Here is a 24,190-nt window from a genome sequence, read left to right as displayed (position 1 = left end):
CTTCACCGCTGGGGTGCTTCTTATTTTAAAACAGTGTTAATTGTCTTTTGCCGTCAATTACTTTGTTGACGTTCTTCACGGCGGTTTCAAAATAACTGTCTTTGAGTTCTATCCCGATGCCTTTGCGCCCGAGCTTGACTGCCTCATACACCTCGCTACCAATGCCTAAGAAAGGTGTAAAAACCGTCTCACCTACATTTGACCACATCTGTACACATTTGCGGATAACTGAAAGTTGCAAGGGCGCAATATGCTTTTCATCTCCCATAGCCGTCCCCTCTCGATTGTTGAGTACATCGGTCCTCTTAATATCAAACCACGTGTTTACTCTGTACTCTTTCATTATTTCATTAAGGTACTCTATATCCTCCTTTTCTACATTCCATATAGGCGACGCCCATTGTTGCCATACATCTAATGGGAAATTCTCTTTGTTCTTGTTGTTTATCGGAGTCCAATCCTCCTCATTGCCCTCCCATTTGCGAAATACAGTACAGTACTCAGGCATACCTACCCCTGAATAGCTACTATCTTTACGGATTTGCTTATATAATAGCCGTTGTGGTTTAGCACGTTGCATTTCAAGTACGGGGTCTGTCCATATATTGATTTTTGAATGATACTTAAAGCCTGCCAGCTCAACGGCTCGATGGTGTTCGCCTGTAAAGTCATACATACCTGTGTAGCCACTTGAATTTTTGTATACTGCGAGGTCCTTCGTATGGCATACCATCAGGCGACCTGCTTTTAATATTCTGTACAAATCTTTGAGCAGGTAGCTGTATTGCTTAAAGAACTCCTCGTGGCTTTCGTTGTTGCCCATATCGTGGATGTAGTTCGAATAAGTAAATAAAGAACTAAACGGCGGGCTGAATATGATTAAATCAACTGAGTTGTCAGGGATGCGCTTTATTTCGATACAGCTATCGCCCTTCATCAGGTGATAATATTCATTCTTTACTTCTTTGAACTCGTAGCTATCGAGCAGCCCGAAGGCGTTGCCGTTGATGAATTTATTCATCTCGGTTTGCATCTCTTTGAATTGTCGTTCTTTTTTGTTTATGCTTGCTTTTACGTTTTCCATTGTGTCCGTTGTGATTAAATAGATGTTTACTTGCTTTGTTTGCCCAAATCGGTAGCTTCTTCGTATTGCCTGATATAGTCCCTCGAATGAGAAGTCAAGCCCTGCAAATATCTGATTGTGGCAGTTTTGGAAGTTCATTCCGAATTGTGCAATTTTCTTTTTGGTTACCAGCACACGGAACGCACCCGCTGCAAAGCCTAATAGTTTTTCCTCTTTTTTCTCTGAGGGTTCGCTCCCATTGACTGCCACAGCGTCAGGTATAAGCCTTAACGCCTCTTTTTCCTCCTCGTTCTGATTGACCCAAATAATGAAGCTCTCGGTGCTGCTGTTGACAATCTCGGCTACGGCTTCCATACGAGGCAGTAGGGTTACTCTCAGCTCTTTGTTAAACTCTGTGGCACTTACAGAAGTATCGTTAAAGAGTTTGCCGTTCTCTTTGAGCTGTGTTTGTATTTGCTGCTCTATGTAATTGAGCGCAGGCAAATCATAGCCCTCAGCACTGAACCCTATATCGCTGGGCTTGGTGAGCATTGTAGCCCACGAACTCACCCAGCCATAGAAATCGCTTTTAGCGTGTCCCTTCAATCGATAGTTATTCATTCCCTCATCTCTTACGAACCATTTGGCACGCATATCCTGAGCGTCCAAAACGTTAAGGAACTCGGAGTGATTGCCTATTTCATTGAGATCATTCGGGCTTGGTGTGGCTGTACAGCATAGCTTGTAGGGCGTTTGCTTGAACTTCTCAATGATAAGGCGTTTGTATTTGCCTGTAAAGTTCTTCAGTATGGAACTTTCATCGAGCACTACCCCCGCAAAGGGTGTAACGTCTATTTTTTCGAGTTGCTCGTAGTTGGTGATGTATATACCAGCTTCGATGTCCGTCGCCGTCTGCGGGGTTGAGCTTTCAGCTTTCAAGCGTCGTACCTCAATGCCAAACTTTTCGCCCTCCTGAATGGTTTGCCCTGAGACCGCCAGCGGGCAAAGTATAAGCACTGGTTTTTCGGTATGTTTTACTACTTGGTGTGCCCATTCGAGCTGTGAAATCGTCTTACCAAGCCCGCAATCGGCAAAGATGGCATAACGCCCCGCCTCTAACGCCTTTGTAACGATGTACTTTTGAAAGTCAAACAAGTTACTGTTTAACTCCTCACCGGTTACCTTAAAACCCGCTTTAATGACTTTGCGTTGCTTTGTTTTTAAAAAATCATTGTAATCCATTTTTATCTGTTTTAGTGTTTTAGTCCGCGCGCTACTAAAACAGCGTTTATAAAATGCAATTGCTTTGCAGCAAGCGGGGAACTTGAACCCCGTGTACGCCTCGAACGTGCTTGCTTACCATTTTAAACACGATAAAACTAATAATAACAATTTCTACTGCTCAATAATAGCTATGTCAGAAGCTATATCCCTGATGACTTGTAGTATGCCATCAATGGCATTATCTAAAAGGGTTGTAGTCAGCTCGCGGGCACTGGGTGATAAAAGCACAAAGGATACTTCTCGCCCGTCCACTTGTGCAAAGGTTTCGACTTCTAACTTTTCAGCTTGCCCACCTTTGACTATCGGAATATTCAGTACAAACGACGCTGGTAGGTTTGAGTTTACCACCTGTTCAAAGTTGTCCGTACGATTGCCCTTCTCATTCATCGAACGCTCAATAGAGTTATTGACCGTCGCCGTGAAGTTCATTAGCTCCGATACGAGTTTTAGGTTCTCTGCTCTATCGGCAAAATACGCGCGGTTCATTTTGAAGAACATTCCCAGCTGTGTAGGTGTCCATACTTTGCCAGCATTGATACCAAAGGCTTGGAACGCGGGGTGCATTTCAAGCGCGCCCTTAATCTCATCCCTTCGGTAAGGGTCATTCTCATTAATCACGAGGGTGATAGAGGCATTTTCCCTATCGACAAGGATATGAGCGCGCTTGTGGTCGAACTGCTCGAGGCGCTGGGTGATGTACTCGAGGGGTGCGTCCAGTGTGCCTGAAATACCCGCTTTTAGGGGTGCTTTTTCATCTAATAGGCGAGCGGCTTCACCTTCACGGATTACTACTTCCTTAACCCCGTTCTCAACGTTGATACTGATTTTTTGTTCTTTTTCTTGCATTTTGTTACTGATTTTAATTAGTTAAACGTTCCTGTGAGCTTGATTGTCATTTGTCGCTCCTCTTGTTTTAGAGGTCGGGACGAAATCAAATCGCCGTCCTCATTATAGACGTACATTTTGCGCTCGTCTTGGTCATCAATAAGGTACACGGTCTCGGTAACCTCTTGCACCCCTGTGCGGATAGAGTGTAACACAACGTTGCGTTCTGCTTTGGCAACCTTGATGCGCTGTGCGTAATCGGCGGTGACTTCCTTTTTCTCATCTTCGAGCTTTTGCAGAGAAATATCCTGCTTTGCCAGCTCATCTTTCATCTCTGAAAGTTGTTCGCTACTGAGTGTCTTTGGATAAGACAGCTCTTCCATTTTTACGGCGTTGTCCCTTAATAGTCTAACACGCTCGCTTTTGTTCTCGATTTTCTTAAATGGGTTCTCCATAATGTTTATAAATTAAATATTAATATTCTGTGTTAGCTTACAAACACCTTCTGCAGGTGCTTTCTCTTATACGTCTCACGTAGGTAGTTCATCAATTGCTCAAAGCTCTTTATAAAACCTTCTTCAATGAGTGCGGCTACTTTGCGTTGTAGCTCGTATAATTCGTGCTGTTTGTCCTCAGTGCCGTAATCATTACGGACGCCGTGTTTGTGCTCATTAAATACGATGTAATTCAGCGCTTGTGCTACGTTCTTCATCGCTGTAATCATTAGCGATTTAGGGACAACCCGCCCGATGGAGCTTGCCAGCTCTTTGTAAGTATCACCCGCAAAGTTTCGGTACTTTATCATTTCATCGTAGACGAATTTTAGTACATCGTACTTAAATGAAGGATTGAGCCACATAGCAAAGTCAATAAATAGCATCGGGTGCATCCAAGTGCCTCCGTATTTTCCTTTGTGTGCTCTGTACACCTCTTTCACATCTGTGAGGTTCTCTTTCTGCATAATGGTTTTTATGAAGTCTTTGGTAGTGTTGTTGTAAAAGAAATCGTTTAACTCCTTTTGCGCAAACAACTGATTTTCAGAACTATTTTTTAAATAGGGGGAAATCCCCCTATTTAGAACTTCTTGATTTTCAGCATCATTTTCTAATTCCCCAGAATTATGGGGTTTTAAACTTCTCTGAGTTTTTACAAACTCGTTCCATTGTTTGAGTAACGCCGTAGCGTTAAACATACCGTCCTTCGTGCGCTGGGTAACTTCAAAGTCGCCCATCTTTCTAATCATATTCACGTTTGTTGTCATATTCTTTTTAGTGTTTATTAATATCCTGTTTTTGCAATCCTCAGCTGTTCTTTCTCCATTGACAGCAGCGAGCGCATCGCCTCTATTTGGTGCGTACAACTCCTATTAACACGCTCGCACCAATCGACAAGGTATTGTTCCTCTGAGGCGCACGCTTTAGCAAGGGCATTTTGCACACCCATTGATACGCCGTGTTCCTTTGTCAGCTGCCTAATGAGTTGTATCATTTCAGAGTGCATTTTCTCATTATACAACCGCTTTGCATCTGCCAGCATTTGCCCACTACGTGCCATATACACCGCAAGGGTGCGGATACGCTCGGCGTACTCCTCAGGGTTGTCCGATACCTCTATTTCAAGGTATGATTGTATTTGCTGTAACTCCTCTGTATATTGCTCAATGGTCATTCTGCTACTTGCATTATGGTTATAGCTGTTTCAAAAAGGTCCCTTAAATCATTATTACTTTTAAGAAGATTCACAATCATAAGTGTTAATGCCATTTTATCTCCTTCTGCACGAACCATATTGTTTTGCTCGCCTTTTGACAATGTTATTTCCATCTTCAAATGAGCTTTTTCCTTTTTAATTTTCTCAAAAGCGCGTTTTGCTAATTCTTGTACCATTTCCTCTGTTAATTTTTCTACATTCATTTTTACTTATTTTTAATGTTATTGTTATTTAAATTCTGTTTCATACGTAATACATCTATCCCAGCATAAGCGTTCTCCTCTGACAACTCTAACTTATAACGGATAATAAGAACTGAGTCCTTACTAAAATCATCATTCCCTGCCTTTTTGTATGCTTCTTGCAGTTCATCATACATCATTTGCAGTTGCTTGCTGTGGCGTTTGAGCACGTTATAAAGCTCCTCTATTGCTTTTGCGTTTTTTGTCTCTTTCATCTTTGTTATTGATTAAAAAGGCAAATCGTCGTCCTCTTCTTGCTTTGCGGGGGCTTGTCCATAATTGTCAAACATTGACGTTTGTTGTGGAGCTGTTGCAGCCTGTGTGGCTTGCTGTGGAACGGGTGCCGGTTGTCTCTGCACTGCGGGTTGTGCACTCTGCCCTGAGTACTGTGTACTTTGAACTGCCCCCTGATGAGCCACATTGGTGATTTGCACCGTCTCTATTTTCCAAGCGTTGAGGCTTTGAATGATTTTCACTTGCCCTTGTGAGTTCGTCCACTCACGCCCGTTAATGTTGAAAGATACACGAACTGACTGCCCCACGCGTACCGTGTCTAAGAGTGCGCATTTGTCCTTTATGCACTGAAATAGGATTATATCGGGATACTGCCCCTCAGTGGTGATAATAAATTCTCTTTTTTCGAAGCCGTTAGCTCCTAATACTTGCGTTTGTCCGATGTGTTTAATGATACCTTGTATTTCCATTTTTGTAATGATTTATAAATAAAGTTCTTTAATTCGTTCTCCAAATTCTTCTAATGCCTCCTGAGCAATCTCTTCTGACTTAAATACTACTTGATTTATATAACCGTCAATAGTTATATAACTACAACATACCTCTACTACATTACTTACATTAATATGTAATCCAAATATATTTATAGCGTCATTTTCAAAATCAGGCTCCCAGTCTCCATTCCTCACCTCTGCAAAGCGCAGCATTTCAAGGTGAAGTTGTAATTTAAAAACTACTTCATCCACCAAATCTTGTTGATCTTTGTCAAAATAAAACAAAGATTTCTTAGGAATATTTTTACAGTCAACACCTAATTTGCCTATTTCATCCCAAAATCTTAGACATATATTACCTTCTTTTAATTCTTCTTTCCAATCTTTTTTAGGTATTTCATAATCTAAAACATCTTGAACTTGGAGTTCTTTTCGTTCTGTATTACAAAAGACATTCATATTATTTCCTTCAAATAATTCTAATTTACTATTTATGTAAATAAATGGACATTCTAAATAGATTGCTACCGTGTTGTTTCTACTATCTTTCCAAATACAACCCATTTTAAATAACTTCTCTTGCAATTCTTTTGATTTGCCATTTACGTAAATCTTTGTATTTCTTAAATCTAACTCTTTCATCTTAATAAAATGTTTCTGATTTGTGTAATTCTAATATTTGGCTATCCTCTTTGCGGTTTGCCTCGATAAACGCACGCGCTTGCTGCCAACTCAGGTGCGTTTTTATGCTGCCTACCGCGTGGCAATACCTGCCCTTTGCACGAGCTTCCTCAATCGCCCTTTGTGCTTTTTCCTCATCATAATTGTGCTCAATAGCATAAAGGTCATAGCCTCGTGCAGTGATGCCTTCCAGCGTTACCGTATCCGTACAATGCAATATTTTGTAAGGTACTGACCTCTGACCGCTGACCTCTGCCCCCTCATAAATGAATATTCGATAGCCGCAGTTAGGTTTATCGTGATAAAGCTTTACGGGCTTTATTTTGAAGTCGCCGTAATTTACCCACACATCGCCTTTTGTGAGGAAATCGATGTTATAAACGTCAATGTTATTCAGCCCAGAAAGCTCCGATAATAAGTACTCAGGTGTACCGATACGCACCGCAGGGCGTGCCTCTTGCAGCATTTGCAGCGTTCTTACATTGAGATGGTCGTTGTGTGCGTGGGTGAGTAGTACAAGCTGTATTTGCTGTATGTAAGGTTTGAGCTTGCTAAAACTCACCCCACAGTCCACCAACACCGAGCCGTACAATACCGCGTTGCCGTCGCTCCCTGAATTGATAACAATTGCTTTCATACCTTCTAATCTTTTACGTTAATCATTGTAGGTCCTTCATCGATTACCTCAGCTTCTTGCAGTTCCTCAATTGTGGGGCGCGCTTCCATTGGTTCTGATTGCTCAATGATTTGTGCGTCTACTACCTCTCTATGGGGTATATCAATCGTGCCCGCTTGTTCTTCCTGAGTGTACAACGCCCCGAGCTGTGCTGGAAACGCCTCCCGAAGGGCTTGTACCTTTGCGACCTTTGCTATCATTGTGGCTTTCTTCTCGTTCCAGCTCGATTGTCGTTTGTCATATTCGCTTAAATTCACCTTTGCCACGATTGGAACGGTGCGATCTTTGCGATATACCTTTGCCCACGCACCTAATATCTCATCAGTAGCTAAGTAAAAACAGCCCTCGACTTCTAAAATCTCATTGTTACGCCGTAAGATTAGCCCCGCCTGCAAGCCGCTGTAATTCTCATTAGCCTCTGCTCGCTTCATAAGTGCCTCTTTGCTGACAATCATTTGTGCAGGCTGTGTGCCAAACTTGATAAGATAGGCTTCACTGAGGAAGGGGTTGAGCTTGTTAAACTTGCAGATGCTCATAAACTGCATCAAATCGGCGTCCGTTACCGCTCCGTTGCCCTTAGTGAGGTAGTCCCTAATGATTTGGTATGATAGTTTTACCTTCTCGCCTGCTACATCGTATTCTACCACAGGGTTTTTACCTTGTGGCTGTATCGCTGCTGCATTGGTTGGTTGTGTTGCGTTCTGTGGTGTGATTACTTGTGTTTTCATCGTCTTATAATATTTGAATGTTATTAGTTTTTAGATATTGTTTAACAATGTTTGCCAATTCATCTGCTTGCTCATCGGTGCAAAGCATATCAAAAAGCAATCTATGCGGCGTTCTTTGGATTTGCGCCTGAACTGGTGCAATTGGTGCACTTGTTGCCATCGTAGGAGCTTGTAATATCGGTGCTTGTGGTTGCGCCTGAACTGGTGCAACTGGTGCACTCTGTTTTTGCGCCTCTAATCGTTTGAGTTCAGCGGCACGGGCATCCCTACGTTCATTCACCGCCTTAAACGCCCCAGCTGTGCTCAGGGTACATTTGTACTCAGCCAGCACCTCACTTTTATACTCATCGCTTTCAGGAACGTTGTTAATGAGTTCGAGGTCATTCGTTACACCCTCAACCGTAGCTCTTACGCGTTCTTTGAGTTTACTCACCGCCTCGCTCAGGGTGATATTTAGCCCCAAGCTCTTAAAGGGTAAAAAGTCGATACCCTTAGCGGCACAAAGCTCGTCGAAATACGCCTTTACATTAAGCTCTTTTTCATTCTTTTTGCCCGCCTCGTGCGCAAATACCTTCTCTTTACAAACTTTGTCAAAATCGTCATACTGCGATTTTACGAGGGTATTATACTGCTCCATTAGCTCTTTCCAAGGGGCTGTAAGTTCTCGCTCTACTTGCAAGCGTTTGGCATCTATCGCCTTGAACTCTTTGGTAAAAGCCGCCCGCACCTTCTTAACAGTGTTTATATTCTCGTCTGTAACGATAGCCGTCTCTATTTCAGCCGATGCAATCCTCGCCGCTAAATCTTTTGCGTACTCTTGCATATTATAGAGAATTATCGGCGCTTGTTGTAATGTTATAATCTCTTTCATCGTTTATTAGTTTATCGTTTTTATTGAATTATCAATTGCATTTTGTGCTTTGTGAAAGACTTTTAAAAAATCCTCTTTACTAATTTCTTGCAAACCCTCTAAGTTATACAATTGTTCTGCTGAACTTATGGTATTCAAGCCATCAGTCACACAAGTGCCCCCGAAATACGGGCTTTCTTTGTCCCAAATATCATAATCTTTACTACTTAAATAATAGTAGAATATGCCCTTCTTATAAAACTTACCTACTTGTAACATAATCGTGTTTATTTAAAAATTCTGTTCACTGTTCTCTATTCACTTTTCACTACAAAGAATACCAATCGCTCGTTTCTCGCATCATCTCATCATACCAGCCCGCATTCTCAGCCTCTTCACGAGCCTGCTCATAACGTTCCTCCACTTCACGCCTTTCACAAGCCCTATACTCAGCATACGACTTTCTTTCCAGTGCGTCCCGTTGTGCCTCTGTAAGGTCGAGCACTATCCATTCGCCTCTAACTTCTTTGTAAGCCTCAACCTCATACTCTATTTTATCGCCTGCATATTCACCGTAAATAGCCACATCATAATTATTGTGCGTTGCCGATAGCACCCACCTTTCAGAAGTATTACAATCATCGGGCGCCAACTTCTCTAAGATACGCCCAAAAATAGCGTCCTTTACCTTGTTGTCTACTGTTAGTTCTTTCTTTTTCATCGGTGAATATTGAAGAAATAAAGGCAATATTGCCCGCTCTAACTGGCTTGCAAAGTCCGTACCCCTCGCTTTGCTCAACGCCTTGTTAAACGCCTCTTTTTCAAAAGGTAAACACTCTGCATAAGTCTTACCCTTGTACTGCAAACGACCCTCGTAAGAAAAAAAGTTGTCATTTGCCATTGTCATTTCATTTGTTTGTTGTACTTTTGCCATCATTATATAAAATATTAATTGATAATTCATTTTATCGAAGAACAGCCTGACAGCCATCAGGCTGTTTTTTTATGCTCTTTAAATGCGTCCAAGTCAGCAACAGCAAACTTTGGGTGCCCGCCCTTCTTAGGGTTCACATTCTTCAGCTTATTCATCTCATACCATTTGCGTATCGTCGCCGCTGTAACATTCAAGTACTTTGCCGCCTCAGCCGTGCCCATTAGCTGGCTTTGCAGCCTGCGCCTTTCTACTATCTCAAGCGCGTTGGCTATAATGTCCGTGCTATCAGGCACAACCCCTAATTCTTTAAAGAGGGCGACACGCTCACTGTGATGCAACGTGTCAATCTCTTCTACTAATCTTTGTACTACCGTTCTCATTTGCCTACTCGTTAAAGTATTTTTCTAATTGTTCAGCCGTTATCTGCCAATCTTTAATCTGCCCGTTAGCGTCTACATCAATTGCGATATAATCGCCCCAGCCCTCGTGTGAGATAGCTAAGAACTCAGGTACATAACCTTCTTTATATGCTGCCAACTTACGCCCGCTGAGTAGTGTATAACAAGCAGTATCAACCACTTTGTAAAATATCTCAGCCGTTACGCCCTTCTTCCAATTGGTGATAACACCCGTTTTAAGGTCAATTATAAACTTTTGAAAAGGTGGGTAATCAGCACAAGTCATCTCAGCACGTTTATCGATGTACTCAACGCCGTTCACCACTGCATAAGTGCAGTATTTTTCTTTTACTGTTACTATAAGCTCTGTTGCTTCGCTTATTTTTACTTCATTGTTAATTACTACTTTCATCGTGTTTAAATTTTAAATCGTTACTACTTACTTTCACCCGCTGAAGGCTCAAACGCCCCCTTAACTGTTTTACCTACTATCTTCAAAAACGCCTTCCTAATCGCAGGCGAATGATGATAGAACGGCGTAGGGTCTGCATTCAACCAACGCTTCAGCGTCTCATAATGCCTACAAAGTTCGTCCTCTAACGCCCTGTGTATCTCTTTCTTATAGAATAAACTTCTAACCTCTTTTCTTACTTTCATTTCTCTATATGTATTACATTAATAACTTATTTTGCCCTTTTTGTTTGTTAGTATCTTTTTTTTACGTACATTTGCAGCGTCATTTTGTTACTATCATTTTGACGCTGCAAAGATACGACAAAAGTTAGTATACTTCCAAATTTTTTACTAACTTTTTTAGTATAAAATCAAAAATATTTTGCAAGTATTTGATTTTTAAACAAATATGAAAGAGGTAATTTTAAGTGATTTTGTAAAAACTACGATTGTAGAAATAGCAAAGGGGCTGCAAGAAGCAAGAGACGAACTTAAAGAATTAGGCGTGTTGGTAAATCCTCACCTCAATAAAGAAGGTGTAATACCTGCAAGGGAGTTAGACCTTACCTATAGGCAAGTGCAAAATATAAGTTTCGACTTAATGGTATCTGCTGAGAATACAGGAAGCACAGAAAGTCAAAGCGCGATGGGGATAGGTATGAAAGTAATATCCCTAATAGGATTGGGAGCTGATGTAAGCCAAAAAGAAAGCGACCTACTGAAAAATAATTCAGTAAATCGCATATCCTTTTCAGTTCCTATAAGTTTCAGCCCCAACACAGTAGGAAATACATTGAGTAAAGAACAAGAGAAGGCTAACGTTCAGGCTCTTGCAAATAGTATTCATTAGAGTCTAAAAGATAATAGTCCTTAGCAGAATATGTAGATGCAACAATAGGAACATTTTCAAACCATTCTAATGTGTTTTTGAGTAGTTTGTGACGGAAGCTAAAAGATAAGTTTTTGTTTACTATTTGTGATAAAATAGGTCTGTCTACTTTGTCAAATAGACATAAATAATTCAGTTGTTCGAGCATTTGGATATGCTCTAATAATTGTTCGTGTGATACATCATTCATAATTGTATAACTTTAAATTTTTTGCAAAGATATGGAAAATAGTTTAAATACTACAAAAAGTAGTACAGAAAAATTATCTGATAGGCTTAAAAAAGCTATTAGATATATTAAAGGTAACACTGAGTATGAAAATCAAACTCTTATTTCTGAAAAAATAGATTTTGGTCGAACAAACCTATCCGCTGCAATAAATGGAGATGAGAAATACCTTACAGAAGGATTAATAAGTAAAATCACAAACGCTTTCCCCGAGATAAGCTATTCGTGGCTCCTCAACGGTGAAGGTGAAATGCTCAATGCACCCAATACAGAAACCCTCACATCCTCCCCCTACCTCGCACGTATCGAGCAAGTCGCCCGTCACCTCGGATACAGCACCGTCGACGATTTCGCCCGCCGAAACCTCGAATATAAAACCAAAAAACAAATCGACCGCCTCAAAAACGCCTCCAACGCCGATATAACACCATTAACCGATATCACTAAGAAAAACGACAATATCAATTTCAGGTGGCTACTTACAGGGGAAGGCAATATGCTGACCACCCCACAAATAACACTCAGCGATCTGCAAATCTATGAACCCGATGAAATAGACCCAAACGATGAGTACTCCGTGCCACTGCTCCCCATCTCCGCTATGGGCGGTTCCCTCACAGGCTTTGCCGATAGCCTCGACAGCCGCTACCGCCTACAACGCTTAAAAGTGCCCGTAAAAGGTGCCGACTGGGCAATGTTTGTCAATGGTGATAGTATGGCACCCGAATGCCCTAACGGCTCGCTCGTAGTTGTCAAACGCATTAACGAACTCGCATTTATCGAATGGGGCAAAATTTTCGTCCTCGATACCTGTAACGGAAATATCCTCAAACGCCTAAAACCCACCAAAGACAAGCGCGTTGTCCTATGTGAGTCTATCAACCCCGAATATCCCCCTTTTGAAGTAAACCTCGACGACGTATTTAATATATTTGTTAAAGTGATGTGCGTAAGTTTTTAGCTAAAAAAATTTTGTATGTCAAAAATATTTTGTACCTTTGCAAAGAATACTAATCAATAACTAAATATTTTATAGCAATGAAAAAGATTTTATTTTTACTATTTGTAATTGTGAGCGTTATCGGATGCTCAAAAAGTGATGAAAAAGAAGCGCAAGCTCCTTTAAAAGTAAGCAAACAAGAGTTTAAATTGTTTGTTGGGGAAAAGGTAGATGTTGGGGCTGTCTCTGCTCAAAAAATAACATTTACCTCCGAGAATGATTTAATAGCAGCTGTTGATGACAAAGGCGTTATTTCTGCGAAATTAGTAGGAGAAACGACCATTAAGGTGTCCGATGGCAAAACATCGCTTAATCTAAAAGTAGTAGTTTCGCCAAAAAATACTACCTTTGAAGAACCATATATATCCAACTCAAAAGAGGATGTCCTCAGTCATTTTAAAGGGAAAACAACAGATATTGATGATAAAGGAGAAGGCTTAGTTCTTTATTTAAAAGAAGGAAGTCTAAGGTATAGATATATCTATATTTTTAAGGAAGAGGCAAAGAATGGCGTACAGTTAAGCATTCCTATAACATCTTATTCCTCAGATGAAATAATCAGCTGGTTAAAAGAAAGATATTTTTTCTATGAGAGGAAAGAGGATCAACTCTTTTTCTTTTCACCTGATAGAAAAACAGTCGCTTTGCTAAAAGTTGAATCTAAAAGCGTGAACATATTTTTCTTTAAATCATAATAATAATGTTACAAAATATAACAAAAAAACGCACACCCCCTAAGATGTGCGTTTTTCTATTTCCTTCCCTCAAATGAGGAATGAACTCTATCGTTTGCGGCGCAAGTATATAAATAAAGCTATCACCACCAACCCTACACCATACACCCCCCACTGAAAGCCCCTTACTCTTACTTTGCGCTCCTTGTACACCGTGCTCGAACGAGTAGTCTGCACCTTAGCACTATCCGAATTAACCCCCGCACGCCTCTGCACTGTATCCCTTTGTATAACACTACTCTCTATCACTTTATAACTGCCAGCGGTTGCTAACCGCCCGCCTGTAACAGTGATTTTCTCAATCACTTTGCCATTACGTTCGTGTGTATACACCAAATCACGCACACCCCCAGCACTATCCTTAACCGTGCTGAGTGAAAAGCTACCAGCCTGCAACAAGCCCCTATTTTCGAGCCTTTGCATACGCTCCAGCACCTCAGTAGTCACACTATCCAAATGCGCATTATAGCGCACCTCTGTACGTGTTTCGTGCTTTTCAGTGTCTACCTTCCTCACCTTGCACCCTAACAGCACAAAGCATATCACCAGCAACCAACCTATAAAAAATATCTTTCTCATAATATAATCCTTTCTCTGATTTCTAACCCCTGTCCACTCTATGGCATTTCTTTTTCAATCATTCGTATTACTTTCTTCAATTTATCTGCATACGTTGGAGATGTTGCATACCCTGCCGCTGCAATCATTTCGGCAAACTTATAAGGGTCGCCCTTGTGCTTCAACGCCTCAACGTAACGCTTATTCCTATAAAAGAAATCCCCGTGGTCATCGAATGCTTCCGTAGCGTTTTCATAAGCCATAAACCAGTCCATCACTCGGTATTTATACACTCCATTGCCTATTGGCGTTTCACTAAGTACAGCAGGAAATTTTACACCCTTTTTTTTGAGGTACTCAGTAGTTATTATAGTCTGCTTTTTACTCATTGGAGTATCCTTACGTGCCTTCACTCCGAAAAAGTTATAATGTGGTGCGCTTTCGCCCCAGCCGCTCTCCAATGCCGCCTGCCCCAACGTAAACGCCGCCGCAATGCCCGTTTTTTTCTCACTTGCCTGAGCATAAGGCAAATACTCCTTTACAAATTCCTTTGGTGTCATTCTCTTTTAGTTTTTAGTTATTATTCTCTACTCTCTCCTCATTACTCTCTATTTCGCCCGTGTGGCTCACCCCAGCCTCCTCATTACTGACTTCTGACTTCTGACTACTTTCCCCTCCCGTTACACTATCGAAAAAATCCTTTAACTTACCCTCCTTCTCGTAGTTGTACAACGCCTTCATAATAAATGCAGGTGGGTGCTTTCCGTTGGTGATAATAAATATATTTTTCAGCGTCTTCGATACAGGATACAATATTGATACAAACTCAATCGACGTCTTAAACATATACCCCGCAAAGCTCTCATTCAGTGGCGCTGTAAGCACTTTTAAGGATATGTATGCAAACGAAACAACCATCATCATTTCGATTTCCTTTTTCAGCATCTCCTTGATGCTAAACGTACCATCTTTCCAATGGCAACGCGCCCCCACCAGCATATTGACCAGCAACGCCGTACCAATCGACACCGCAAACACCTGATTGCTCCCGTACCAATCCACAAAAAACAAATACACAATCATAAATGGCGCCGACTTAAAGATAACTTCCAGCAAGCAACGCATCCGCTCCCAAAAAGTTATATTTCCTCCTTCACTGCTATAACTAAGCACCAGCACCAGCGGCAATGCCGCAATCATTATCTTGTACCTCCATTTTTGCCAAATCTTTTTCATTGTTTCTAAATGTTTATTAAATTAACTTTAACTAATTTCCATTGCTTATCAAGTAATAATGTGATTGACTGTACCTTAATATTAGAGAATCCGCCCCATCTAAGTTTCTCTTACCAAATCCACCATTCCAAATGCCATTTTGATTGTTCAACAACACTCCATCTGCAACCCCTCGAACTTGTATATAGCCAGGAGAATTGACTTTCATAAATATTTCAAGTCTAAAAGTAACATCAGAAGTCCCTAATATCCTCTGAAGGTCTGAAGCACCTGGTAAATACACAACATTTTCACCGTCTTGTGTTGTGTAGAGTACATAAACTTGTGTTGTCCCAATATTAGATTTAATAACATTTGGATTAGCTTCTCCAATATATTCTGTTTCAAAAACAGAATGGCTGCCCACTTGTAAACTCTTTCCAAGTCGTACAGATGCAAAAACGTGCCCATACGGCTTTAAACCAGCGATATTGCTGAATGATATGTCTAAACCTGTCATATCGACATAATCTCCTATTGCGCCATCGTAGGGACTTTTGGGTTTATATGATGTATATTTAAATCCTTTGATACCTGATGTGAGTGGTAATACACTTGAACCAAATCGTACATCGACACCATCATAGTCGTCTTTGAACGCTACAAGGTTCTCAGAAAGTAAAAGGCTTCTCATTTCATCACCACTTTTTAAATAGCTATTCGATATTTCAAAGCTGCCGATATTTCCTTTGGTTGAGTTGATAGTCCCTGAGATTTCAGCTTCTGTGGCTTTGAGCTTGCCGCTATCGGTTACAAAGAACTTAGCTTTGTTGAGATGTTCGTAATCAGACCCCGCATAAAAACGCACTGCGTCCGCACCCTCTCCTGTACCTGTGATACCCGCATTCGCTCCCTTAGAGTTGCCTACTTGCAACGTTCCTGTGGCGATGGTGTTACCTTTAATGGTTGTCTCTGTTAGAAAGTCTGTTTTCTTTGCGAGGGTTGCCGCTGTCTTTTTGATATTTTCCTGCTCTAACTCCAAGTCAGCAGTAACAGGCGTCCAATCAACAAAATGCGTTCCTTCAAATATACCTACTGCGTAAAACAACCATTCACCCCCAACTGTATTAATGCCACATACACCAGCGCCTACATTTTCTGCTTTCACCTTTGCCCAATAGCAATACCAACCATTACCTAAATCTTTTTTGTTGCTATTGTTTGATATGACAGTATACGTCTTATCCCATATTCCAAAATAAAACCTTACTTCTTGTATAGGTTTTGCTATTACCAAATAGATTAAATCTTTTCCATTTAGGTAAGCCCTATTCTTAACATCAAACTCAAATTGAAAATTACCTCCACCTTCTGGACGTGAATATTTAACCACTTTACCAAATATAGGGTCGTCCACTTCTGAGAAAGTGCCCCCGTCTGCGTGTGCTGCCGAACTCATTGTTATCCGTGAGTTCAACACAAAATTTTTATTGCCTATATGTAAGTTTTGAAAAGGTTCCTCTAAATCCTCAGGAGCGGGCGACCAGTCAGTAACAACATTGCCTTTTTCAAGTTTTGCCTTCTCAATATCCAAATTGAAAGGAAGCCCCGATTGATGTGCTTTCATCAAAGTGTACCCCCTTTTTGCCACAAATGGTTTTTGCGGGAATATCTCTTGGTCTGTACCCCAAGCGCCATCCCATAAAAAGTAACGCGGCACTTGCTTGTAACTTGTAACATCAAAAATATAGGTTTCCCCTTCTTTCAAAGGTTGCGATAATTTCCACTCTGCCAGCCAACTTTCTTCGGGAGTTGTTGCTGTAACCGTCTTGCGCTCTTTGCTCTTTAACAGCAAATTCCTTCCACCAATCTTTAACTTATCCAGCTCGTCTTTTGTGGCTTTTTCTACCTGTTTCAGCGCAGGGCTATTATCCGTAAAGGTTACATCGCCTACGATTTTTACCTTGTCAGAAAGCAGTTCTATGTATTGCTTGCCGTCAGTGGAAGATAGCTTACGGACGTTGATTTGTCCAGGCAAAATCTCAGTAAAACCATAAGTGGGCACGAAGGAACGCGACCCGTCGGCCTCTGAGCTTACTAAACCTACAAGGAAATGATAATAGCCCGCTACGCCTTCGGTGGCAATGGTATTCTCGGATAAAAGAAATTCCCCTGTGTCGTTTGCCTTGTTGGCTTTTACGTATAGGTAGTAAGTCTTTTCAGCGGCATCGAGGCTTCCTGATGTAAATTCAGGCAAGTCCCAAAAGCGATACTCTTTAACAGGTCGGTTAGGCTTTACTGCCTCCACGCCTATGGTAAGGTGCTGCAATATGGCTTGGGGTACGTGCAATTGTTTATGAGCTACATCAAAGCCTACATTCAAGCCTCGCTCTTGTGGATTGACCCTACTGCTGACAAAGCGGAATTGCCCCGACTTGTCGCCTACGAGGGCTTGCATTGTGTGTAGGGTAGCGGGGTTCAAACTCTTGGAATAGTCCTTAAAGGCTTTTTCTATCATTTTTGCACTCTGCTGTGCGTCCTTAAAACGGCGGCGGGTGAAATCAACTGACTTCTTATAAATATCCTCACGAATGACTTCGTTTTCTTTAATTTTCCCAAAGAGTGAGGAGATAGCTCCAGCACCTACTACCTCGTTGCTCAGCTCTATTACAGGGCTGTGAGGGTTGTTGATGTAGTCTTTAATGGAGATGATACGTATTTTGATGCCGTTGGGCTTAAAGTGGGGGTCAGTGAAATTAACATAGCCACCGAGCACAATGCGCCCGCCTACGTTCTCCCAGCGTTTCTTTGCCCATATCCCATCGAGTTCGCCCGTAAAGGTGAATTTATCTTGCTCGTGCTCGGCAAAGTATTTGAGTGCCTCGCGTAGCATCTCGAAGCTGGCACCGCTTTTGTCAGCGGGGTTGCTTATGTACTCCTGTGGCATCATCATTCCGAATACGGCGTACTTGTCACCTTTGGCAGGCTTGAAGGTATCATCAGGCATAGTGCGCCCGTCTTCCTCTTTGGCGATAAGCTCAAAGCGGCGTTCGGCGTGCTTGTAATTCACTTCGAACTCACGCCCTGAGAGCATTCCACTCTCAAAGATAACGCTCAGCGTCTGCCCTTTGACTTGGTATTTGGTAAAGTCTAAGGGTGCGGGTATGGTGCTATCTGTAAAGTCGTACTCGTGCTTGTCTTTATCCTTGACGATTACCTCGCTTACAGTGCCCACGCGCTTAGGGTAGATGTTCGAAAGGTCGAGCGAGGCTTCATAAGTAAAGTTCTCTTTTTCCTTGCGCTCGATATACAGCCCTTTGGGGTCAGTTTTATAGGTAACGCCCTGATATTCTATTTCCTGATTGGCGGGCAGTAGAAGGCTGTCGTTTCCATACTTAGAGCGGTCGATATTGCGCTCTCCTCCTTGTACGTAGAGGCGTGTAATGCGCTGGGTCTGTGTGGTGCGACCGATGCCACTCTTAAAGCCTTTGCCTTTGCCATAAGCAAGCGGAAGAGGATTGTCGGCGTTATGCTCTACTTTGCGCAGATGTATCTTTTTGCCTATGATTTCCCATTCGGTTTCGAAGGCTTGGGCGATGGTCTGCAACGCTTCGGCGCAACTTTGGTGATTGAATACAATCGTCTTTTCTGCCTTGTCGAGGGTGTCGCCGATAGTCCAGCCCTTAGTGTCGCTTTGGTTGAGCACATCCACCAACAAGCGTATATACTCACGTGGGGTAGCTGTAATGGAAAACTTGACCTTCTGAGAAGCTAAGTCCTTAAAGCGGACGGCGGTGAGCAATCCTGCCTCGCTATCCATCACGAGGGTATATTCATAATGGCAGTCGTTGATTTTCTTAAAATCCTGCGCTTTGAGGAGTGTGTAGCGTTCGCCCTGAAAGTCGCAGTAAGTGCCTATGGGGAACTCGTAGAACTCGGGCAGGTCGAAGAGCAATGTAAGGTTATGCTCGCCCGCAATAGAGCGCAGTCGGTAGCTATCGTCCTTAAGGTCGATGTCTTTAAAGGTTGTTTTTGATGTATATAGTTTCATCGTTTTACACAAATATAAGGTCTAAATCAAAGTCTACCCACGCCCCGCGTTCGTCAATCAGGGTAGCGGTTACTTTGCTATCTTTATATACGCACTTGTAGGGAGTGCCCTCGTAGGTAAGGGAGTGCTCACCTGACCTTGTAAGGTCGTAAAAAAACGCTTCATAGCCTGCAAAGAAGTCAGCAATAGGCTGGTGGATATTGCATTTGAGTTTTACCACTTTTTCTTTGTACACCATTGGCGAACTCTCGGCAACTTTTACGCCCTTCATTGCGTTATTTTGTAGTTGTAGAGGTGCTTTAATCTCCCCCTTGCTGAGTATCTTTTCTTGGCTGCCTTGCAAGAGTCGCACCCCATAGTTAGCTATCTTTTTGCCGTCAAGGAGTGCCCCTGTGTCGTAGGTGCTCAGCTGTGGCATCGTGTACGTATAGCCGCTAAACGGGCTGTCATTCACGAGCTTTACATTCATAAAGATACCCTCAGCGAGGTATTTCTCAATGGTGATACTACTCAGACGCAAACGATAGGTTTTTTGTAGTTTCTCAAAGGTATAGTCATTATGTACATTTCCCTTCAAAGCCTCTGTAAACGCCTCGTAACTTCCCGCAGGTACATAGCACTTCAACACTACCTCACTCGTGTCCCACACAGGAGTTTCAAGGTCGTATTCCGTGCCGTTTTCCTCTGCCCAATCGTTTTTATAGGGCAGTTTCAGCGCAGGAAAAGAAAGCAACTCACCAAAGCTATCGGTAAGCAAGGTAGCATTCCACTGACTTATATGTATATTATTGATTTTCATTACTCTCTATCATAGCCTATCATTAAAAATTGCCTCCGAAATACGATTGTACTCAGGGCTTTTATCCGTTATCTTAGGTTCTTTATACTTCTCACCCTCCGAATGATAATCAGGAAACACAGAGCTGTACAACAGCAAATTCGCATAGCTAATCTCATAAAGAGCCTCCCGTATGCTCACACTTGGGTACTGCTTTACAAAGCCCCCGATAACTGCCCAGAGGCTGTCGCTTCTGTCGTCCTCGTGGGTTTGGTCGCGTTCATTCCGCTTAGGAAAATGATAAGCGAAAAAAAAACCGTAGGCTGTATATCCTCTAACAGCGTACGAAACAAAGCCGCCATTTCCTCAAGCGGCAAGCCATAGTAAATCCTATCCGTCAGCCTGCTAAGGGCATCACCCCCCACAAATCGCGTCCACCAGCGGCGTTTCAGCCTCTCAACCACTTTCGCCCCTAAGATAAGCACCGCCAAAGCGCGGGCTACATCCTTGCTTTTCCCCGCATTCTCAAAGAGCACCTCATAAAAACGCTCAGCGTCCACATCCTGCACCCCAATAGAAGCTACCTGCTCAGAAAACAGAGCCAACGTAGCCGCCGTAATGACAGGCACTTCATACATTTTCCCCACTACCTCCACCCGCTTAGGGCGTTGCAGTAACGTATCTGCGGTTTGTCTTTCTATATTCATTTCTATTAGTGATTAGTAATTAGTGGTTAGTGATTAGCGAATAAGGAAACTAACCCCTAAACACTAATCACTAACCCCTAAAATTTTACGCGGTATACGGCTTTACCATATTCCCCGTCTTAGGCTTGAGCACCTCAAAGGTGTACTTAAGCGTACCCCCTTCATCGCTGCCCCAATTCTCCTCAACCGATACACTACACTTTTCAATTAAGTAGCCTTTCAAGGTCTCGTCTTCAGGGGTAATCCTAATCGCATAGTGGTCAGTAACCACTCCGTCCACATCAGGGATTTTCCTCGTAAAACCTCGCTTTAAGTACAACTCAAATTCAAGGGTATACTTGTTCTTCCCTACTTTGGTGTCAATCACCTCGCCCCCTTCAATCTTTGCCTCCTTCTTCTCGCCCTTTTCGGTCGTTAGTTTGGTAGTGCCCTCCTTAGGAGTATCCAACTCTACCCAAGTATTTGGTGTTGAAGGTATCTCACCATTCACCAACTTGGCAACTTCAATTTTGGGTTTTCCCCACGTAATTTCTGCCATCTTCTTATGTTTTTTAATTGTTAATAATCCTTATAACGCAAAACGCTTGTACCTCAGTCGTACATTGACGAAATGCTGCTCAATATCCGCCTCTGCAAAGGTGCTAATCGTCTGCCCCAAGCTGAATCTATATTCGCTCTTAGGCTTACTAATAAGCCCCACCAGCAAACGCTCCACCTCCACACAACGGCGCACATCCTTCACTCGCTTTTCGCCCCCCATATCAATATCAGGTACATACACATTCACATTCAGCGCGCCCGCCTGTACGTCCCCCTCTGTGCCCGTCAAAAACGACACCACAGCATCCTCCTTACGGCTATCAAAAGGACGCGTACCTTGCAGATACACACCCCCCGACACGATGCCTTCCAACTCGTCTTTGAGCAAGCCGAAAACGTCCAACTCTATTTGTCCTCCTGTCTTTACCATAGCGATTAGTGTAATTGTGAAAGCAACTGTGGTGCTATCTTTTCAGCCAGCAACTCCGCAGAGGTGAGCACATTGTAGCCCTTAGCCTCTACATAAGCCGCATACTTCATTCCAGCTACTACAATCAGCACTATACCACTGCTATACTTTGGCGCAAGGTCGTTCACTTGCTTTGCATTCAGCGCATTGATATTCGCCTGACGCTCCGTTTTGCCATCCACAAGCACCACATACCCCACAGAGTTGCGAAGGTTGCCCGTGCGGTCGGTATAGCTTCCACCCGTGCGCGCCTCTGCAATACACAGCTCGCCTGCTTTGGTAAGACAATCGACTACCTTAGCCGTGAGCTTGCTATGTATCTGCTCCTTGTCGATGTGTACAGTCGCCTTTATCATAGCGTTATCTTTGTGCGATGCGTTAAGGGGGCGTACTCAATGCTCTGCACCTCAAATTCCCCCAAAACCTCACCGCTGCCACTTGTAAGACGCACTCGCTTTGCTTTCAGGCTGTAAGGCGGTGTATCAATCCACACCGTAAACGCCAACCGCCTAAATGTGCCATCCTTGTCGGTCCCTTTATGGTCGTCCACATTCGCCATAATATGGCACGGAATAGCCTCGCCCCAGCTTTCAGCAGCTCTCTCAGGAATACCATCCACCAAGCCCCCACCTGTGGTCATCTTAGCCTCTATCGTTCCCGTGTCAAAAATCATAGCCATTGTTCTTTATACTTACCATAAATACGTGCCGTCCGAAATCGTAGAACGCACCTCACCTAATAAGTTCGGGAGCCCCAGTTCCTGACACAGCAGCGAATACCAACGCAAAAAACTATCCTTGTCGTACGCCAGCGATGTGCCCCCTTCCGAAACACTCGTAAAGCCGTTTAACAGCTCCTTTGAGTTATCGTAAAGTGCTCTTTTCAGCACAAGAGGCTCAGCCGTTCCATTAGGGTCTAACTGCGCATTATAGAGTATCAACTCTATTTTGCCTGCACTCACCCCAAAGGTGGATAAACTTTGCGTTATGTATGCTCTGTTTGTCATTACTTAGGCATATTAATTTTCTTAGGTTTGTTCTGAGTAGAACCATCTTCTGAAGTCTCGCCATTAGCGGTTTCGTCCTTCTGGGTTTCGTCTACAACAGGTTCTTCCACAACGGGTTCTGTGCTTCCCACTAACCCCAACGCTTTCAACTCAGCATACCTCTCAGGGGAAAAATCATAACTTTCACCCTCTTTATACACCTTGTCGAAATTGTCTTTGTCTCTGAACTCTTTTAGTACAACTGCTTTCATACGTTTTACTCTGTTTAATTTGTTAAAAATAAGGGAGCGCAGGAGCTTGCCTACACTCCCCACTATTGAATAATAGAAATATACCGCTACGCCTGCACGGTAGTGCTGTCGAGGTGATATATCTTATCCACGTCCTGAATTACAGGGAGTACACGCGCCTGAGATGCGGTATATTCTCTGAAAGTAGGACGATTGACGCGATACCTGGAAGTAAGTAGATACTCCTCAGAAGTAGCGTAATTAACACCTGCCACAGGGTGGTTTGCCTCTGCTGTGTTAGTCCACACCAAAGAGCCTAAAACATCCCCATCAGTAAACACTACCATACCTTCCTTAAACGGCTTGATAGTCTTCGTTACACCATCTTTCTGCACCTTCATAGCTCTATCCACGCGCTCAATGGTAAAACTAAATTTATCATTCAACGCCTTGTTAGCCTGCTCTAAGGTAGGTGTAGGTACATTGCCGCCTGTAAAGCCAGCCGCAAAAGCGTAAAGCTGCTTCATCTGGTCGGTACTGAGCAACGTGTTGAGCGTCTTACTGTCCATATACACCTTGCTAATAGTATTACCATCAGCAAGTGCCTTGTCATACACCCGTTGGAAGTCGTCCATAGGTTTCGCAGTTGCTGGGGTGCTCCAAAGCACCTTTACCCCAAACTTGTTCTCAGTTTGGAACCCAAAATCCAAACGAACGCCTATCCCCTCGTTGTCAGCCTCTACAAGTATCATACCCGTAGAAAGCCCCTGCAAAAACATCGCTTCCAAACGCTCGTATATCCCCGTGATAACACGTGGTGTATCTGCGAGTATTTTCTCAATAATTTGCTTTCTGTCTCTTCCTGATGCTATCATAGCATCAATGTCTGAGATTTGCTTTTCACTCAAAAACAGCTCCATTCCTATCTTAGGAATATCGCCTGCTGCCTTTCTGAGTGCACCCCTATTCTTCAGAGGTAGAGGGCTGTCCATAGCCACTACATCAGCCGACACTCTCAGGTTATTTCCTATAAGGCTCTCCCAAGTGCCCGTTACTGAATACTCTTTTTTCAAAAGGCTACGGAAACGATACGTCAAGGCTTTATTAGAGTCATTGAGCTTCTCAACCACTCCTATAACAATTGCAGACAAATACTTGTCTACATATTGTGCATACAATGATTTTTCCATTTCTTACAATCTGAAATTTAAT

The 24,190-nt window shown here is 42.7% G+C and carries 34 protein-coding genes; 3 read left to right on the top strand and 31 right to left on the bottom strand.

Annotation, left to right across the window (positions count from 1 at the left end):
* Positions 1 to 25: 25 nt before the first annotated feature.
* The 17 genes from AXF12_RS05955 to AXF12_RS05875 all read right to left on the bottom strand — a co-directional run bounded on the left by AXF12_RS05955 (position 26) and on the right by AXF12_RS05875 (position 10,776).
* Positions 26 to 2,305 (bottom strand): DNA methyltransferase, encoded by a 2,280-nt coding sequence (locus AXF12_RS05955; protein WP_066429181.1) that lies wholly within the window; start codon positions 2,303 to 2,305, stop codon positions 26 to 28.
* A gap of 153 nt (positions 2,306 to 2,458) precedes the next feature.
* On the bottom strand, positions 2,459 to 3,193 hold the full coding sequence (locus AXF12_RS05950) for a hypothetical protein (RefSeq protein ID WP_066429179.1): 735 nt from the start codon (positions 3,191 to 3,193) through the stop codon (positions 2,459 to 2,461).
* Between the two features lie 17 nt (positions 3,194 to 3,210).
* Entirely contained in the window at positions 3,211 to 3,627 is a 417-nt protein-coding gene (locus AXF12_RS05945; protein ID WP_066429178.1) for a hypothetical protein, read from the bottom strand.
* A gap of 32 nt (positions 3,628 to 3,659) precedes the next feature.
* Positions 3,660 to 4,433, bottom strand: a complete 774-nt coding sequence (locus tag AXF12_RS05940; RefSeq protein ID WP_074860704.1) for a KilA-N domain-containing protein — start codon at positions 4,431 to 4,433, stop codon at positions 3,660 to 3,662.
* Positions 4,434 to 4,450: 17 nt separating this feature from the next.
* A complete protein-coding gene (locus tag AXF12_RS05935) occupies positions 4,451 to 4,840 on the bottom strand; it encodes a hypothetical protein (protein ID WP_074860707.1) in 390 nt (129 codons plus the stop codon).
* Positions 4,837 to 5,085 (bottom strand): hypothetical protein, encoded by a 249-nt coding sequence (locus AXF12_RS05930; RefSeq protein WP_066429177.1) that lies wholly within the window; start codon positions 5,083 to 5,085, stop codon positions 4,837 to 4,839. The genes AXF12_RS05935 and AXF12_RS05930 overlap by 4 nt, the downstream gene beginning before the upstream one ends.
* A gap of 2 nt (positions 5,086 to 5,087) precedes the next feature.
* Positions 5,088 to 5,339 (bottom strand): hypothetical protein, encoded by a 252-nt coding sequence (locus AXF12_RS05925; protein WP_066429176.1) that lies wholly within the window; start codon positions 5,337 to 5,339, stop codon positions 5,088 to 5,090.
* 12 nt (positions 5,340 to 5,351) lie between these two features.
* Positions 5,352 to 5,828 (bottom strand): DUF3127 domain-containing protein, encoded by a 477-nt coding sequence (locus tag AXF12_RS05920; protein WP_066429174.1) that lies wholly within the window; start codon positions 5,826 to 5,828, stop codon positions 5,352 to 5,354.
* A 12-nt stretch (positions 5,829 to 5,840) separates the two neighbouring features.
* A complete protein-coding gene (locus tag AXF12_RS05915; protein WP_066429172.1) occupies positions 5,841 to 6,494 on the bottom strand; it encodes a hypothetical protein in 654 nt (217 codons plus the stop codon).
* 1 nt (position 6,495) lies between these two features.
* On the bottom strand, positions 6,496 to 7,170 hold the full coding sequence (locus AXF12_RS05910; protein ID WP_066429171.1) for an MBL fold metallo-hydrolase: 675 nt from the start codon (positions 7,168 to 7,170) through the stop codon (positions 6,496 to 6,498).
* A gap of 5 nt (positions 7,171 to 7,175) precedes the next feature.
* The gene (gene bet, locus AXF12_RS05905; RefSeq protein ID WP_082752976.1) at positions 7,176 to 7,937 is read right to left on the bottom strand and encodes a phage recombination protein Bet; all 762 of its coding nucleotides are present in this window, start codon (positions 7,935 to 7,937) and stop codon (positions 7,176 to 7,178) included.
* A 4-nt stretch (positions 7,938 to 7,941) separates the two neighbouring features.
* Positions 7,942 to 8,808, bottom strand: a complete 867-nt coding sequence (locus AXF12_RS05900; RefSeq protein ID WP_074860711.1) for a DUF1351 domain-containing protein — start codon at positions 8,806 to 8,808, stop codon at positions 7,942 to 7,944.
* A 6-nt stretch (positions 8,809 to 8,814) separates the two neighbouring features.
* The gene (locus AXF12_RS05895) at positions 8,815 to 9,066 is read right to left on the bottom strand and encodes a hypothetical protein (protein ID WP_066429167.1); all 252 of its coding nucleotides are present in this window, start codon (positions 9,064 to 9,066) and stop codon (positions 8,815 to 8,817) included.
* A gap of 49 nt (positions 9,067 to 9,115) precedes the next feature.
* On the bottom strand, positions 9,116 to 9,724 hold the full coding sequence (locus AXF12_RS05890; RefSeq protein ID WP_143325001.1) for a hypothetical protein: 609 nt from the start codon (positions 9,722 to 9,724) through the stop codon (positions 9,116 to 9,118).
* A 53-nt stretch (positions 9,725 to 9,777) separates the two neighbouring features.
* Positions 9,778 to 10,101, bottom strand: coding sequence for a helix-turn-helix domain-containing protein (locus tag AXF12_RS05885; RefSeq protein WP_066429163.1), 324 nt, complete (start codon positions 10,099 to 10,101; stop codon positions 9,778 to 9,780).
* A gap of 4 nt (positions 10,102 to 10,105) precedes the next feature.
* Complete coding sequence (locus AXF12_RS05880) at positions 10,106 to 10,531, bottom strand: hypothetical protein (protein WP_066429161.1); 426 nt, start codon at positions 10,529 to 10,531, stop codon at positions 10,106 to 10,108.
* A gap of 23 nt (positions 10,532 to 10,554) precedes the next feature.
* Positions 10,555 to 10,776, bottom strand: coding sequence for a hypothetical protein (locus tag AXF12_RS05875; RefSeq protein WP_066429159.1), 222 nt, complete (start codon positions 10,774 to 10,776; stop codon positions 10,555 to 10,557).
* Positions 10,777 to 10,981: 205 nt separating this feature from the next.
* Here AXF12_RS05875 and AXF12_RS05870 point away from each other — a divergent pair, with 205 nt between their 5' ends.
* Positions 10,982 to 11,422, top strand: a complete 441-nt coding sequence (locus tag AXF12_RS05870; RefSeq protein WP_066429157.1) for a hypothetical protein — start codon at positions 10,982 to 10,984, stop codon at positions 11,420 to 11,422.
* Here AXF12_RS05870 and AXF12_RS12080 read toward each other — a convergent pair.
* Entirely contained in the window at positions 11,388 to 11,651 is a 264-nt protein-coding gene (locus AXF12_RS12080; protein WP_074860713.1) for a hypothetical protein, read from the bottom strand. The genes AXF12_RS05870 and AXF12_RS12080 overlap by 35 nt on opposite strands.
* A 31-nt stretch (positions 11,652 to 11,682) precedes the next feature.
* Between AXF12_RS12080 and AXF12_RS05865 the strand changes: the two genes are divergently transcribed.
* Both AXF12_RS05865 and AXF12_RS05860 read left to right on the top strand, forming a co-directional pair.
* Positions 11,683 to 12,651, top strand: a complete 969-nt coding sequence (locus AXF12_RS05865) for a S24 family peptidase (RefSeq protein WP_066429154.1) — start codon at positions 11,683 to 11,685, stop codon at positions 12,649 to 12,651.
* 77 nt (positions 12,652 to 12,728) lie between these two features.
* On the top strand, positions 12,729 to 13,385 hold the full coding sequence (locus tag AXF12_RS05860) for an Ig-like domain-containing protein (RefSeq protein ID WP_066429152.1): 657 nt from the start codon (positions 12,729 to 12,731) through the stop codon (positions 13,383 to 13,385).
* An 87-nt stretch (positions 13,386 to 13,472) separates the two neighbouring features.
* Here AXF12_RS05860 and AXF12_RS05855 read toward each other — a convergent pair whose 3' ends face one another.
* The 13 genes from AXF12_RS05855 to AXF12_RS05795 all read right to left on the bottom strand — a co-directional run bounded on the left by AXF12_RS05855 (position 13,473) and on the right by AXF12_RS05795 (position 24,168).
* Positions 13,473 to 14,003 (bottom strand): hypothetical protein, encoded by a 531-nt coding sequence (locus AXF12_RS05855; protein WP_066429150.1) that lies wholly within the window; start codon positions 14,001 to 14,003, stop codon positions 13,473 to 13,475.
* A gap of 38 nt (positions 14,004 to 14,041) precedes the next feature.
* Positions 14,042 to 14,542 (bottom strand): glycoside hydrolase family 73 protein, encoded by a 501-nt coding sequence (locus tag AXF12_RS05850; RefSeq protein ID WP_066429148.1) that lies wholly within the window; start codon positions 14,540 to 14,542, stop codon positions 14,042 to 14,044.
* 13 nt (positions 14,543 to 14,555) lie between these two features.
* Complete coding sequence (locus AXF12_RS05845; protein ID WP_074860716.1) at positions 14,556 to 15,218, bottom strand: hypothetical protein; 663 nt, start codon at positions 15,216 to 15,218, stop codon at positions 14,556 to 14,558.
* Between the two features lie 31 nt (positions 15,219 to 15,249).
* Complete coding sequence (locus AXF12_RS05840) at positions 15,250 to 19,248, bottom strand: phage tail protein (RefSeq protein ID WP_066429147.1); 3,999 nt, start codon at positions 19,246 to 19,248, stop codon at positions 15,250 to 15,252.
* A 4-nt stretch (positions 19,249 to 19,252) separates the two neighbouring features.
* Complete coding sequence (locus AXF12_RS05835; protein WP_066429145.1) at positions 19,253 to 20,047, bottom strand: hypothetical protein; 795 nt, start codon at positions 20,045 to 20,047, stop codon at positions 19,253 to 19,255.
* Between the two features lie 194 nt (positions 20,048 to 20,241).
* Positions 20,242 to 20,733 (bottom strand): hypothetical protein, encoded by a 492-nt coding sequence (locus AXF12_RS05830; protein ID WP_066429142.1) that lies wholly within the window; start codon positions 20,731 to 20,733, stop codon positions 20,242 to 20,244.
* Positions 20,734 to 20,818: 85 nt separating this feature from the next.
* Entirely contained in the window at positions 20,819 to 21,271 is a 453-nt protein-coding gene (locus tag AXF12_RS05825; protein WP_066429140.1) for a hypothetical protein, read from the bottom strand.
* Positions 21,272 to 21,301: 30 nt separating this feature from the next.
* Complete coding sequence (locus AXF12_RS05820; protein ID WP_066429139.1) at positions 21,302 to 21,703, bottom strand: hypothetical protein; 402 nt, start codon at positions 21,701 to 21,703, stop codon at positions 21,302 to 21,304.
* A 5-nt stretch (positions 21,704 to 21,708) separates the two neighbouring features.
* Positions 21,709 to 22,098 carry a hypothetical protein gene (locus AXF12_RS05815; protein WP_066429136.1) on the bottom strand — a complete coding sequence of 130 codons (390 nt, stop codon included), beginning with the start codon at positions 22,096 to 22,098 and terminating at the stop codon, positions 21,709 to 21,711.
* Positions 22,095 to 22,415: a hypothetical protein gene (locus AXF12_RS05810; protein ID WP_169792826.1), complete on the bottom strand. Its 321-nt coding sequence runs from the start codon at positions 22,413 to 22,415 to the stop codon at positions 22,095 to 22,097. The genes AXF12_RS05815 and AXF12_RS05810 overlap by 4 nt, the downstream gene beginning before the upstream one ends.
* 18 nt (positions 22,416 to 22,433) lie before the next feature.
* Positions 22,434 to 22,748 carry a DUF6706 family protein gene (locus AXF12_RS05805; RefSeq protein ID WP_066429133.1) on the bottom strand — a complete coding sequence of 105 codons (315 nt, stop codon included), beginning with the start codon at positions 22,746 to 22,748 and terminating at the stop codon, positions 22,434 to 22,436.
* The gene (locus AXF12_RS05800; protein WP_143325002.1) at positions 22,748 to 22,999 is read right to left on the bottom strand and encodes a hypothetical protein; all 252 of its coding nucleotides are present in this window, start codon (positions 22,997 to 22,999) and stop codon (positions 22,748 to 22,750) included. The genes AXF12_RS05805 and AXF12_RS05800 overlap by 1 nt, the downstream gene beginning before the upstream one ends.
* An 86-nt stretch (positions 23,000 to 23,085) precedes the next feature.
* A complete protein-coding gene (locus AXF12_RS05795; RefSeq protein ID WP_066429129.1) occupies positions 23,086 to 24,168 on the bottom strand; it encodes a major capsid protein in 1,083 nt (360 codons plus the stop codon).
* Positions 24,169 to 24,190 lie beyond the last annotated feature (22 nt).

The sequence above is a fragment of the Capnocytophaga haemolytica genome (assembly GCF_001553545.1).
GTDB classification, from domain to species: domain Bacteria; phylum Bacteroidota; class Bacteroidia; order Flavobacteriales; family Flavobacteriaceae; genus Capnocytophaga; species Capnocytophaga haemolytica.
Note: the sequence above shows the minus strand (reverse complement) of the source record. Positions and strands in the feature narration are given on the sequence as shown.